This is a genomic window from Achromobacter pestifer, assembly GCF_013267355.1.
Taxonomy (GTDB): domain Bacteria; phylum Pseudomonadota; class Gammaproteobacteria; order Burkholderiales; family Burkholderiaceae_B; genus Achromobacter; species Achromobacter pestifer_A.
The window spans coordinates 4,443,609-4,456,914 of sequence record NZ_CP053985.1 but is presented as its reverse complement, the minus strand read 5'-3'; the positions used below and the strand labels follow the sequence as shown (position 1 = coordinate 4,456,914).

At 61.2% G+C, this 13,306-nt stretch carries 12 protein-coding genes; 5 read left to right on the top strand and 7 right to left on the bottom strand.

Going from position 1 to position 13,306, the window contains the following annotated elements; all coding sequences use genetic code 11:
• Positions 1 to 466 precede the first annotated feature (466 nt).
• The 4 genes from FOC84_RS21335 to FOC84_RS21320 are packed head-to-tail and all read right to left on the bottom strand — an operon-like array spanning position 467 to position 5,244.
• Positions 467 to 1,597 (bottom strand): acyl-CoA dehydrogenase family protein, encoded by a 1,131-nt coding sequence (locus FOC84_RS21335; protein ID WP_173146188.1) that lies wholly within the window; start codon positions 1,595 to 1,597, stop codon positions 467 to 469.
• A 19-nt stretch (positions 1,598 to 1,616) separates the two neighbouring features.
• A complete protein-coding gene (locus FOC84_RS21330) occupies positions 1,617 to 3,185 on the bottom strand; it encodes an AMP-binding protein (protein WP_173146187.1) in 1,569 nt (522 codons plus the stop codon).
• A 17-nt stretch (positions 3,186 to 3,202) separates the two neighbouring features.
• Positions 3,203 to 4,369, bottom strand: coding sequence for an acyl-CoA dehydrogenase family protein (locus FOC84_RS21325; RefSeq protein ID WP_173146186.1), 1,167 nt, complete (start codon positions 4,367 to 4,369; stop codon positions 3,203 to 3,205).
• Positions 4,370 to 4,374: 5 nt separating this feature from the next.
• The gene (locus tag FOC84_RS21320; protein ID WP_173146185.1) at positions 4,375 to 5,244 is read right to left on the bottom strand and encodes an IclR family transcriptional regulator; all 870 of its coding nucleotides are present in this window, start codon (positions 5,242 to 5,244) and stop codon (positions 4,375 to 4,377) included.
• A gap of 89 nt (positions 5,245 to 5,333) precedes the next feature.
• On the opposite strand from FOC84_RS21320, the gene FOC84_RS21315 reads away from it, so the two are divergent.
• The 3 genes from FOC84_RS21315 to FOC84_RS21305 are packed head-to-tail and all read left to right on the top strand — an operon-like array spanning position 5,334 to position 9,713.
• Entirely contained in the window at positions 5,334 to 6,545 is a 1,212-nt protein-coding gene (locus FOC84_RS21315) for an acetyl-CoA C-acetyltransferase (RefSeq protein ID WP_173146184.1), read from the top strand.
• Between the two features lie 12 nt (positions 6,546 to 6,557).
• On the top strand, positions 6,558 to 8,705 hold the full coding sequence (locus tag FOC84_RS21310) for a 3-hydroxyacyl-CoA dehydrogenase NAD-binding domain-containing protein (protein ID WP_173146183.1): 2,148 nt from the start codon (positions 6,558 to 6,560) through the stop codon (positions 8,703 to 8,705).
• Between the two features lie 24 nt (positions 8,706 to 8,729).
• On the top strand, positions 8,730 to 9,713 hold the full coding sequence (locus tag FOC84_RS21305; RefSeq protein WP_173146182.1) for a Bug family tripartite tricarboxylate transporter substrate binding protein: 984 nt from the start codon (positions 8,730 to 8,732) through the stop codon (positions 9,711 to 9,713).
• A gap of 245 nt (positions 9,714 to 9,958) precedes the next feature.
• Here FOC84_RS21305 and FOC84_RS21300 read toward each other — a convergent pair whose 3' ends face one another.
• Positions 9,959 to 10,249, bottom strand: coding sequence for a hypothetical protein (locus tag FOC84_RS21300; RefSeq protein ID WP_254241728.1), 291 nt, complete (start codon positions 10,247 to 10,249; stop codon positions 9,959 to 9,961).
• 625 nt (positions 10,250 to 10,874) lie between these two features.
• Between FOC84_RS21300 and FOC84_RS21295 the strand changes: the two genes are divergently transcribed.
• Both FOC84_RS21295 and FOC84_RS21290 read left to right on the top strand, forming a co-directional pair.
• The gene (locus tag FOC84_RS21295) at positions 10,875 to 11,552 is read left to right on the top strand and encodes a S1 family peptidase (RefSeq protein ID WP_254241727.1); all 678 of its coding nucleotides are present in this window, start codon (positions 10,875 to 10,877) and stop codon (positions 11,550 to 11,552) included.
• Between the two features lie 75 nt (positions 11,553 to 11,627).
• On the top strand, positions 11,628 to 11,924 hold the full coding sequence (locus tag FOC84_RS21290; RefSeq protein ID WP_173146180.1) for a hypothetical protein: 297 nt from the start codon (positions 11,628 to 11,630) through the stop codon (positions 11,922 to 11,924).
• A gap of 79 nt (positions 11,925 to 12,003) precedes the next feature.
• On the opposite strand, the gene FOC84_RS21285 is transcribed toward FOC84_RS21290, so the two are convergent.
• Positions 12,004 to 12,315, bottom strand: coding sequence for a hypothetical protein (locus FOC84_RS21285; protein ID WP_173146179.1), 312 nt, complete (start codon positions 12,313 to 12,315; stop codon positions 12,004 to 12,006).
• 150 nt (positions 12,316 to 12,465) lie between these two features.
• Positions 12,466 to 13,302, bottom strand: a complete 837-nt coding sequence (locus FOC84_RS21280) for an SDR family oxidoreductase (RefSeq protein WP_173146178.1) — start codon at positions 13,300 to 13,302, stop codon at positions 12,466 to 12,468.
• Positions 13,303 to 13,306 lie beyond the last annotated feature (4 nt).

The following is a 13,306-nucleotide window of genomic DNA, read 5'->3' as shown; positions in this document are numbered from 1 at the left end:
ACCCTCCTTGCCTGTTTTTTCGCCATTCACCAACCCGAGCATCGCGTAAAGATTGCATACACTGTTGCTGATAAGCAGCCTTTTTCGCTCAAGTCAATGCATCATTTTGTCTATTGACTGCAAGCATTAGACGAGGATTGAAACTCTTCGTCTATACCTGAAACTAGGTATATCTGCTTATGGCATAAGGGCTTTTTTTGAGTTACAACTGATAACATTGCAATAAATTGACGTATTCCGCATTAATGCGATGGGTCGGCTAGCGGGAAAAATCGACAGGCAACATTTAGCCTCGTCAGACGGGAGCCATCGGCATATTGGGCGTGGTCGCCCGTCCCGGCATCCTCGACCTCAATGAGGTCAACTGCGGAACCGACCAGGATGTAGCGCTCATGGAGACCGGACAGCAGGCGTGCGAGATCCGGGAAGCGCGCACCCGCCGGCGCCTGGCGGGTGGCGTACCTGCTTATAGAGTGCGACTGATGATTTCCTTCATGATTTCGGACGTGCCGCCATAGATGCGCTGTACTCTGCTGTCGACAAACGCGCGGGCAATCGGATATTCCCGCATGAAGCCATAGCCCCCGTGCAACTGCAGCAGCTCGTCCACGATCTGGCCCTGCAATTCGGTGGCGTAGAGCTTGACCATCGCAGCCATCTCGGATGTCAGCTGCTGTTTGAAGTGCAGCGCAATGCAATGGTCCACGAACACGCGGCAAGCGGTCGCCCGGGCCTTGACCTCAGCCAGTTTGAAGCGCGTGGCCTGATGATCAAAAATGGCTTGCCCAAAGGCCTTGCGATTGCGCGTGTAGTTGACCGTCTCCTCCAACATGGCTTCCATGACGACGGGACTGCGCGTGGCGACCATCAGGCGCTCCTGCGCCAGTTGATGCATGAGATAGCCGAAACCCTTGCCTTCGTCGCCCAGCAAGTTGCCGACAGGCACTCTCACTGCATCGAAAAACAGTTCGCAGGTGTCTTGCGCCTTCAGACCGATCTTTTCCAGCAATGGACCTTTGGTGTATCCCGCGGCGCCGGCTTCCACCACGATGAGGCTGATGCCGCGCGTTCCCTGCTCCGGGTCGGTCTTGCACGCGAGGATTACCAGGTCCGAGTTGGAACCATTAGTGATGAAAGTCTTGGCGCCGTTGATCACATAGTGATCGCCATCTCTGCGCGCCGTGGTGCGCATGGCCTTGAGGTCGCTGCCGGTGCCAGGCTCGGTCATTGCAATCGCGCCGATCTTCTCGCCTCGGGCCATGGGTGGAAGCCAGCGTTGTCTCTGTTCCTCGGTCCCATATGCCAGCAGATAGGGCGCAACAATGTCGGAGTGCAGCGGGAAGCCCGGACCTGTGGCCAGGACGCGCATCAACTCTTCGATCACGACTATCGAGTGGCCGAAATCGCCGCCGCCCCCGCCGTACTCTTCCGGAATCGCAGGAAGCAGCAATCCGTCGCGACCGGCCTTGAGCCAGGTTTCGCGGGGAACGATGCCGGCTTTTTCCCATTCTTGATGATAAGGCGCGATCTCGCGTTGAACGAATTTCCGGACCTGGTCGCGGTAATGCTCGTGATCTTCTCGCAGCGCAGTACGCATGATGGATAGGGCTCTTGGGTTAGTGGACAACGGTTTGCCTGCCGTACTGGTTCATGAGCAGACGCTTGTAGATCTTGCCGTTCTCCAAGCGCGGCAGCGATGACACGAAGTCCACGCTGCGCGGGCACTTCAAGTTCGAAATCTGCCGCCTGCAATGTTCGATGAGCGCAAGGCCCAGCTGGGGACTGGCCAGGCTTGCGTCGTGCAGGAGCACCACTGCCTTGACCTCCTCGCCGTACTCGGAATGCGGCACGCCAATGACGGCCACGTCGGCCACGGCCGGGTGAGCCGCGAGCACATTCTCGATTTCCTGAGGATAGATGTTGACCCCGCCCGACAGGATCAGATCGACGCGCCGGCCGGATATGTAGAGATAGCCGTCCTGGTCCACGTGGCCGATGTCACCGAACGTTGCCCAGCCATTGGCGTCATAGGCAGCCTCCGTCTTGACGGGATCGTTGTGGTAGCTGAAACGCGGCGTGCCGGAAAAGTAGATACTGCCTTGTTCGCCAGCGGGCAACTCCCGCCCTTGCTCGTCCTTGATGTGAATCGATCCGAGTTTGGCCCTGCCTACCGAACCCGGGCGCTCCAGCCACTCCCGGCTGTCCAGCGCCGTCAGCCCCACGCCTTCCGAGCCTCCATAGTATTCATACCAGACCGGCCCCCACCAATCGATCATGCGCCGTTTGATGTCCGGCGGACAAGGAGCCGCGGCATGAATGGCCGCGTGCATGCTGGAAAGGTCCGCGGCGTTGCGCACCGTCTCTGGCAGCGCCAGCAGCCGAACCATCATGGTCGGCACCCACTGGCTGATGGTGACGCGATACTGCTCGATCAATTGCAGGGCCTGCGCGGCGTCGAAGCGGCTGGCAACGATATTGCTGCCGCCCCAATCGATATTGCGCATGGCGCTGCGCAACGGCGCGGCGTGATACAGCGGCGCCATGGTCAAGTAGACGGAGTCGCGCCCAAACCCGAAAAACTCACGCCACACCACAGCGTCGTAGGCGTCTTTGAAGCGGTCTTCGTAGGCTGCCATCGGGCGCTTGATGCCCTTGGGTTTGCCCGTGGTGCCGGAGGAATAGAGAAAATCCCGTCCGACCTTGCGCTGTGGCAGGGGCCTCGCCTGCAAGGCCTCCAGAACAGGAATCACGGGAACGAATTCGGGCTGGGGTCCCGCGTCCGCGGCCATGACAAAGCGCAAACCGTCCCATTGCGAGGCTTCCGGAATCAATGGGATGGTCTGCGGCGTCGCGACCACCATGCGCGCGCCACAGTCCTTGAGGACATAGGCGATCTCTTCGGCGCGCAGGTGGGTGCTGATCGGCGTGTAGTACAGGCCCGTTCGGCGCGCGGCCCAGGCCAGCGCAAACAGCTCGGGCTGGTTTTCCATGATGAAAGCAAAGCCGTCGCCCTCTTGCAGGCCCAGTCCAAGCAGCCACTGGGCCATGATGTTTGCACGAGCATCGAGCTCTCCATAGCTCAGATGAGTCGTGCTTGCGCCATCCACCAGGCGCACTGCCACCCGGTCCGGCTCGACCATCGCCCAATGCGCCAACCGGTCAATGGCGTTGCTGTATGTCTCCATTCTAGTTATCCCTTACGTCAGTAGGACTTTGGCAATCCCAGTACTTTCTCGGCGATGAAGCACAGGATCAGCTGTGGACTGATGGGCGCCAGCCGGGGAATCATGCTTTCACGCAGGTAGCGTTCAACGTGGTATTCCTTGGCATAGCCATAGCCGCCATGCGTCATGACGGCTTGCAAACATGCCTGATAGCCCGCCTCCGCGCCCAGGAACTTGGCGGCATTGGCTTCGGCGCCGCAAGGCAGGCCGCGGTCGAATCTGTCCGCGGCTTTCAACATCATCAGATTTGCGGCTTCCAGATTCATCCAGCACTCCGCGAGAGGGTGCTGAATGGCCTGGTTCTTGCCGATGGGCCGGTCGAACACGATGCGCTCATTGGCGTAATGGGAGGCGCGCCGCAGCGCAGCCTTGCCCAAGCCGATCGCCTCCGATGCAATCAAGATGCGCTCCGGATTCATTCCGTGCAGGATGTATTGAAAGCCCTTGCCTTCCTCGCCGATGCGGTCCTCTACCGGGACCCTCAGCCCATCAATGAATAGCTGGTTGGTGTCCACCGCCTTGCGCCCCATCTTGTCGATGACGCGCGCCTCGACAAAACGGCGATCCAGGTCGGTGTAGAACAAGGTCAGACCTTCGGTGGGCTTCTTTACCTGGTCCAGCGGCGTCGTGCGCGCCAGTATCAGCATCTTCTCCGCCACCTGCGCGGTGGAGATAAATACTTTCGAACCATTGATGACGTAGTGATCGCCATCTCGGACCGCCAGCGTCTTCAAGCGGGTCGTATTTAAGCCGGCATCCGGCTCGGTCACCGCGAAACACGCCTTCTCCTTACCCGCGACCAGAGGCGGCAGCATGCGTTTTTTTTGTTCGGCGTCCCCGAATAGCACCACTGGCTCCAGGCCGAAGATATTCATGTGGACGGCCGAAGCGCCTGACATCCCCGCTCCCGACTGGCTGATCGTCTGCATCATCAGAGCCGCTTCGGTAATGCCCAGACCCGAACCGCCGTACTCCTCCGGGATGCAGATGCCAAGCCAGCCCGCTTGCGCCAACGCGCTGTGCAGCTCCAACGGAAAACCGCCTTCCTCATCCTTCGCTAGCCAATATTCATCATCGAATTGGCTGCAAATTCGAGCTACGGCATCACACAACGCGTCTTGTTCGGGTGTCAGGTCAAAGTTCATGGCGCCTATCGGGGAGGGGGGGAAGTGGGTAAGAAATCCGCGGACTGAGGGAAACCGTCCACGGCGTAAAGCGGGGGCAGCCCCAAGGCGGCCTCAATGCTGCGGGCCAACGTAACCAGGCGCGGCCCGACATCGTCCAGAAGCTGGTCGGGCTGCAATTCGAAGCTGGGCACCGCGCAGTTGATGACAAATACCTCGTCGGAACCGGGCACGGAGCGCAGAGGCACCGCCACCGCATGAATCTGGCGATTCAAGTCCCCCAGGTTGACCGTGAAGCTGCGCTGCTCGAGGTCTTGCCGCGCCTTGGCCAGGCGCTGCCTCAACATCTCTGCCATGGCTGGGTCGTTCTGAGACAGCTGACTCAAATATTCCTGCTGCTTTTCGGCGGACAAGGCGCACAGATACGCCCGTCCCGTTGCGGTCCGAGCCAAGGAAATACGGCTGCCCATGCTGGGACGAACCGTGACGCAATCCTTGGACTGCGCCAGTTCGATAAAGACCAGATCGAATCCGTGCCCCAGTCCCAGTGAAACCTGAGCCCGCAAACGATCGGCCAGCGCTTGCATGGGACCGAATGCCAGTTGACGAATAGACGTGCGCGCAAGCACCGGAGCGGCCAGATTCGCCAGACCAGCAGCGGGCACATAGCACCCATCCGCCTCGTTGTAGCGGAGCAAGTGCGCCTCGCACAGCGTGGTCAGCAGGCGGAACATCGTGGGCTTGGGCAAGCCCGTCAGCGCCATCAGCTCCCGGCCGGTCAGACGAGTCCTCTCGGAGCTGAACGCCTGCAACAAGGCAATGCCACGGGCCAACGCGCCGCCACTGCCCTTCTCGGCATCCGCACCATCAACTTGAAATTGAGACTCTAGGTTCATTTTTTCTGCACCGTTTTAAATATTATGCGCCAATAAATTGACATCATCAAATTTTATCAAGACAATCGACTCACTTTTTAGGTGAAACCATGTCCGACGCACTGATATTTGACGCCATTCGCACCCCCAGAGGCAAAGGCAAGCCAGGAGGAGGGGCACTTTATGAGACGAAGCCTATCGATTTGGTCATGACCTTGCTGGACGCCCTGCGCCAGCGCAACACCCTGGATCCGTCGCGCGTGGATGACCTGATCATGGGCGTCAGTTCCGCAGTGGGAGATCAGGGTTCTTGCCTGCCCCGGATCGCCGCGCTGTCTGGCGCGGGAGGCTGGGAACATGTTCCTGGCATGGCGCTTCAACGCTTTTGCGGAGCGGGTCTTGAAGCGGTGAACATGGCTGCCGAAAAGGTGAAATCGGGTTGGCACAGCCTGATCGCGGCGGGGGGAGTCGAGTCCATGTCACGGCTCGGGCTGGGCGCCAGCGGCGGCGCGTGGATCTACGATCCGGCCACCAGCATGCGCATCAACTACGTCCCCCAGGGTTACGCGGCCGACATGCTGGCAGCCCTCAATGGCCTTGACCGCGAGCAGCTCGACGCCTACGCCTTGCGATCGCAAAAGTTGGCGGCCAGAGCGAGCGAAGCTGGCCACTTCAACCGCTCTCTTGTCCCTGTACGGGATTTCAACGGCTTGCCGGTCCTGAGCAGCGACGAGTATGTGCGCGGCGATACGTCGATAGAAAGCCTGGCCGCTCTGAAGCCAGCCTTTGGCGGCGCGTCCGCCGCGGCGAACCTTACCGTCGCCCGCCAGCGATACCCGCAGCTGCATCAGATCCCGGCCGTCCACACCGCCGGCTCTTCGTCCGGCATTGTGGATGGCGCTGCCCTCGTGCTTGTGGGAACCGAACAGGTCCAGCGCGACCTCGGCTTGCGTCCGCGCGCCCGAGTTCTGGGAACCGGCCTGTGCACGGTCGAAGCAACGTTGATGCTGACCGGGCCTGTCCCCGCCACCCTCAAGGCCCTGGCAAAGGCAGGCCTGACCGCGGACCAGATCGACCTGTTCGAGGTCAACGAGGCTTTTGCCGCGGTCCCCCTGTACTTCGCCAAGGAACTCAGTGTTCCGCTGGAAAAAATCAACGTCAACGGCGGCTCCATCGCCATGGGACATCCGATCGGCGCTACCGGCGCCATGCTCATCGGCACGCTCATCGACGAGTTGGAGCGCCGCCAGCTGCGCTATGGCGTGGCCACTCTCTGTGTTGCGGGCGGCATGGGTGTCGCTACCGTGATTGAACGCGTTTAAGGAGTAGTTCCGGTGCAAGCCCCCATCCGTTACAACAAGTCCGAGGACGGCATCGTCACGCTGACCTTCGACGCGCCCGAGCAAAGCGTCAACACCATGTCCGACGCCATGCGCGAGACCTTCGCCCAGTGCGTGGAACAGCTGATCGCGGAAAAAGACGCCATCGTCGGCGTCATCCTGACTTCCGCCAAGGACACTTTCTTCGCGGGCGGCGACCTCAAGCGCCTCTACAACATGCAGCCCGCCGATGCGCCGCAGCTGTTCCACGCCACCGAACAGGGCAAGCGGACGCTGCGGCGCCTTGAGACCCTGGGCAAGCCGGTCGTGGCGGCACTGAATGGCACCGCGCTTGGCGGCGGCTTCGAGATCGCCCTGGCCTGCCACTACCGCATTGCACAGGACAAACCCCGAGCGCAGTTCGGCCTGCCCGAGGCCTCGCTGGGGCTCATGCCGGGCGCGGGCGGTACCGTGCGCATGACGCGTCTGCTGGGTCTCGCGGCCGCGCAACCCTACCTGCAAGACAGCAAGTTGATGTCGGCGGCCGAAGCGTTGGAACATGGCTTGATCCACGCGCTTGCGAGCTCGCCCGATGAGATGCTGCGACTGGCCAAGACGTGGATCCTGGCCAACCCCGTCTACCGGCAGCCCTGGGACCAGACGGGCTACGAGCCGCCCGGCGGCTGGAACGATGCTACCGAGCCCAAGCGCTGGATTTCGACGGCCGCGGCGCAGGTACGAGCCAAGACCAAGGGCTGCTACCCGGCGCCCGAAGCCATTCTGTGCGCCTGCGTCGAGGGCATGCAGGTCGACTTCGATACGGCTGCGCGCATCGAAAGCCGCTACTTCGTCAAGCTTGTGACAGGCCCCGTGGCCAAAAGCATCATCAAGACCTTCTGGTTCCGCGCCAATGAGATCAAGGCGGGCGAACAGCGCCCCCAAGGGATTCCCAAGAGGGAAATTAAAACCCTGGCCGTTCTTGGCGCTGGCATGATGGGCAAGGGCATCGCCTATGTCGCCGCCCTGCGCGGCATGGACGTGTGGGTGAAGGACGCCACGCTGGCACAGGCGGAAGGCGCCCGAACCCACGCCGACAAGCTGCTGGCCAAGCGCGTCGAGAAAGGCGAAATGACCGAGACCCGGCGCCAGGACGTCCTTGCACGCATCCACGCGGCGGCTGGCTACGACGAACTGGCCCATGTCGACATGGTCGTGGAAGCGGTGCCCGAGAATCCCGCGCTCAAGGCCGATATCACGAGAGCATTGCAACCCTTGCTGCGCGATGAGGCGATCTGGGCCTCCAACACTTCGACACTGCCCATCACGGACTTGGCCAAGTCGTCCAGCCGAGCAGGACGGTTCATCGGAACCCACTTCTTTTCGCCGGTGCACCGCATGCAATTGGTGGAAATCATCAAGGGCGCGGAGACGTCCGATGAAACGCTGGCGCATACCTTGGACTTTGTCATGCAGATCGGCAAGACGCCGATCGTCGTCAACGACAGCCGCGGCTTCTTCACCAGCCGCGTTTTCAGCACCTTCACGCGCGAAGGCGTTGCCATGCTGGGTGAAGGGCAAGATCCCGCCTCGATTGAAGCGGCAGCCATGTTCGCGGGCTTTCCGGTCGGTCCGCTGGCCGTACTGGACGAAGTCAGCCTGTCCCTGTCCTACAACAACCGCCTCGAAACCATCAAGGCATACGCGGCCGAAGGTCGGCCCCTGCCCGCTCACGGCGCCGACCAGGTCATGGAACGCATGCTGGAGAAATTCCGCCGCAAGGGCCGTGCCGCGGGAGGAGGATTCTACGATTACCCCGCCGACGGCCAAAAGGTGTTCTGGCCTGGCCTGGCCGAGCATTTCCTCAAACCAGAAGCGCAAATTCCACAGCAGGACAAGATCGACCGCCTGCTGTTCTGCATGGCCATCGAATCGGTACGCATCCTGCAGGAACGCGTGCTGGAGAACGCGGGGGACGGCAACATCGGTTCGGTCCTTGGGATCGGCTTTCCGCGATGGACGGGCGGCGTATTCCAGTTCCTCAACCAGTACGGCTTGAAAAACGCCGTCAGGCGGGCTGAGTACCTGGCCGGCGCCTACAGCCAGGATCGCTTTTCGCCACCGGATCTGCTGCGCCAGTTGGCAGAGGCCGACGGCAGTTTCTAACCCCATACACCAAAGGAGACAACCATGAATAAAAGAGCTGCACTGCGCACCCTCGGCGCAACCGCGATGGCCATGATGTTGACGACCGTCCCCGCCTGGGCGGCGGACGCCTTCCCCAGCCGCCCTATCAAACTGGTGGTGCCGTATGCTGCCGGCGGCACGATCGACAACATGGCCCGCATCCTGAGCCCCAAGCTGCAAGCATTGCTGAAGCAGCCCGTGATTGTCGAAAACCGCGCGGGCGGCGGCACCACCATCGGCGCCGACGCCGTGGCGCGCGCCGATGCCGACGGCTACACCATTTTCCTTGGGTCCAACGCCGCCTTCACCATCAGCCCGCAGATCATGCCGAAGGTGAACTACGACCCGCTCAAGAGTTTCGCTGCCATAGGCACGATAGCGTCCTTTCCCAACCTGATCCTGGTCAAGCCCGACTCGCCATTCAAAACATTGGCCAGCGTGATCGAAGCCGCCAGAAAATCGCCAGGGACTCTCTCATATGCGTCCTTTGGCATCGGCAGCACGGCAGAAATCTCCGGCGAGGCGATCAAAGCCAGCGCCAAGGTCGATATCGTCGAGGTCCCCTACAAGAGCGGCGCGCTGACTGTTCAAGCCGTCCTGGCGGGTGAGGTGAATTTCGGTTTTGATACGGCCGTGGGATCGGTGTCCCGCGTCAAGAACGGGCAATTGCGCGCCCTGGCGACGACCTCCGCACAACGCTACCCAGAGCTGCCCGACGTACCCTCCATCAGCGAGGCCGGCTTCCCCGGCGCCGAGATGGTAGCCTGGGTGGCCGCGTTCGCGCCCGCGCAAACCCCGGCGACCGTGCAAGCAACGTTGGCTACGGCCTTTCAAGCCGCCGTGGCCGATCCGGAGGTCAAGGCAAGCTTCTCGAATCTCGGTGTCGTCGTCAAGTATGTCGGCGGCGAAGAGACCATGAAGGAAATCCGCAAGGAGTACGACCGGGTCGGCGGCCTGCTCAAGCAAGTCAAGATCCAGATGAACTGACGGCTGATAATCCACGGGCGGCGTTTAATCCCGCCGTGGGAAAACCAATCCTGCTTTTACGGTTTCCCACTGCTATCCGCCGTCCCTGGAATCCCTCGCCTGCACTACCGGAGCAAGTCAGCATGGGCGGTCCCGCATGCAATGCACATCTGGGCCACCCTGCTGGCGCCAAGATTCCGCTGGAGTCGTGGCCGGCCCATCAGGCTCGGCCCGCCCATGCTGACTGAAGAGTCCGAGCCGCGCGATCAGCTGGCAGCCTGACAGGCCAACAGCTCCTTGTCGGTGATCACCCATTTGTCGGCGCCGTCGATCTGGACCTCTTCGAGCACGCACTCATCGCCGTCCTCGTCGACGACGCGGACGTCCCACTTGCCCCGGCTCACGCCAGACAGGGTGAGTGAATCGCCCTTCTGCAGCACTTCCTTGTCCAGGTGGTCTTCGCCCCAGCTTTTCTGCTTGGCGGGCGAGAAGTAGATCTCGTGGATTTCCCAGGATGACTGATTGACGAAAACAACATCCGCTGCCGAGGCGGCCATGGGAACACATGCCAAAGCCGCAATCGCAAAACGCCTGACTTTCATTGCTACACCGTTGGTTGAGAGTTGGTCTGAAAAAACTTGCAGACTCTAACCAATATTTACATCCGCGCATATCACTGAAATCAGTGATGTTGGCGTCCCATCCTTCTGCCCCTTTCAGAGCACGGCAAACGCTTGAGCAGTGGTAGGAGAGATGCCCTGCCCATACCCAAAATGAGGCATTCAACAGGATTACTACCAGGATTACCGTACTCGCCTGGCTTGAACTATTCAGCGGCATCCAACGCTTGGTGACGATCGGATGTCTGACGTGAGCACCTGACTTGGGGGATCTACTTGCTCCGCAGACCGCCGCTCGGATGGATGCTGCTTGAATGCGGCGCAAGACTTGCGCTCGCGCGGCCAGATCGGTCCGGCACAGCGGGTAGTGCCTGACGGATACCCCAACTCGAGAAAATCACTATCGGCAGCAAAACGCCCGCAGTAGTAATGCCAGTTGATTAGTACGACTTTCTTGAACCCTGCGGACAATTGGCCACGGCTCGCGAGTCCCATGGGTGCCTGACTACCTTTCTCAATCTGCACGATTTTTTCTAACGCTTGTTCGTTGGAGGATATAGTCATGTCAGAAAAGAACAGCAATTCCACACGCGTGGACAACCCGGGCGAAGGCGATGACAGCGGCCCGGCCAGCGGTAAATCCGCCGCAGGCTCCCCCGAAAACCCCGATTCCGACTCCGCCGGCCTGGACGCGCTGAGCGAAGAAGCGGAACAGCAGGCCACGCTTACCGAGGCCGGCGTATCAAAGGACCTGCTGGCGCTCAGGGACGCGGTCGAAGCGACCTTGCTCGCGGCGTCTGGCGAGTTCGCGACACTCTCCGAAGCGCCTTCGACCGAAGGTATCGTGGGCGTGGGGATCCGCGGTGAGCAATACTATCTGTCGGGCGGCAGAGCGGCCTACTACCGAACCGGCACGGCCCCCCTGGCCGCCTCGCTCGGCCTCATCGTTGGCAAGAGCGGCCGCACGACAGGACTCACCCAAGGCCGCGTGACGCAGATCGGCGTGTCGGTCAACGTGAACTACGGCGGCGGCCGCGTCGCGCTCTTCCGCAACCAGATTGCCATCCAATCGGTGAATGCCAACCCCTTCTCCGCTGGCGGAGATTCCGGCTCGCTGATCTGGCACTGGGCGACTGGCGTGCGGCCGGTCGGCCTGCTGTTCGCGGGCGGTGGCGGCACCACGTTTGCCAACCCGATTGGCGCCGCGCTATCCTCGTTGAACATCAGATTGCTGCCGTAACCGTGGTCCCGGCCGCTCGTGCATCGCAGCGGCCGGTGTTTCCCAAATCCCGGCGAGGCCAGAGGAGTTGACGCCATGAGCAACATCCAAAAACCAGGGCCGGACTTTTCGGGTGCGGGACCTGTCGAATACAACCCAGTTGAAACCCCGCCAGGCGGAGCAGCCGAAGCGCTGTTGGCCAGCGACGGCCAGCGACTGCTTGCCATTCCCGGCGTCGTCTCGGTCGGCATTAGCACCGGCCGCCCGGGAGAGGAAGCGCTTGCGGTGGGCGTGCTGGACGCTCAAGTAGCGGCGCGCCTGCCCAATGAGATAAACGGCGTGCCCTTGGTGATCACGGTCACCGGACCGGTGGATGCCTTGCGGACGCGCTGAGGGAAACACAGCCAGCGTTTTGCCGTCTTGTCCCAAAACACGAAGGGTCAGCTCAGAAACTGAACTGACCCCACGATCGCTACCACATGCTCCGTTCCTTTTCCTGCGTTCGCTTGAAAAGCTCGGTCATGAGCTCGTCCAGCGCCCTTCGTTGCAGTGTTTCCTGCTGCAAGCGACGGGTTTGGATCCAGAGCGCGACACAGGCAAAGGGGGATGCCAGCGCTGCGAGAAGCACCAGTTCGTCGAGTTCAAAGTGCTCGTGTTCAATCAGGACGCTGCGAACCTGCTCGTAGGCATCGGTGGCGGCCAAGATTTGATGGACAGCGATCAAGTATCCAAGCGTGACGCACGAGATCGCGCCCCTACGCCGCCACATCTCTCTGGTTTTCATCCAAGCGTTCGCCCAAGCCATTACGCCCTCCGACCAGTTGTGTCTAATTATATCTGTCGCCTCGCGATATTAATCCAACATCCCTGATCTGACCAAGACCCAGCCCCTCTTTCGCACTCTTGCACCGCCAGCCGGAAACAGACGTTCCCCTCAAAGCACGAAGCAATCCGCCGAAGCGCGTACCGTCATGTCGCTGAGCGAAACACCCCAGGGTTGATCAATGGCGAGCAGTACCGCGTCGGCGATGGATTCGGGCTCCAGCGGCATATGCGATATGTTCTCCGGATCGCGCAGATCGGACGGCAAGGAACCTTCCTGCAGGCCCTTTGCCATGGTCAGGAATTGCTCCATGTTGGGCCCGACGATACCGACGACGGCCGCCTGGTTGACCACGGACCCGCCGAGCCCGGTGCTGGGCACGCCCGTGGGTTTGATCGTCGTGACCTTGATCTTTCCGCGCGCTTCCATCCGCACGGCTTCCGACATGAAATTGACGGCGGCCTTGGTGGCGCCGTAGATTGCCGCGCCCACCACGGGGAAATTTCCGTAAATGGACGAAATGTTGACGAAGTGACCGCGCCCCTGGGAAATCATTACATCGTGCGCGGCAATCATGCCGTTGACCACGCCCTTCATATTGATGTCGATGCAGCGCATCCAGGCATCGTAGGCGATGGCGTGATCGGCGACGAAGGCCAGCGGCATGATGCCCGCATTGTTGAGCATCACCTCAACCGAGCCGTATTCCCGAACGCTGGCTTCGACGAGACGTTTCAGATCATCGAGAATTCGGACATCCGCGGCAATGGCCTGCGCCCGGCCGCCGGCCGCGACAATGCCCGCGACGGTCTCCTCCGCCGCCGCCACATTGACGTCTCCGCATGTCACCAGCGCGCCGCGCGCGGCGGCCTTCTGCGCGACGAGGCGTCCGAAACCGCCGCCAGCACCGGTAATGACTATGGTCTTGCCTGAGATGTAATCGCTCATGGGC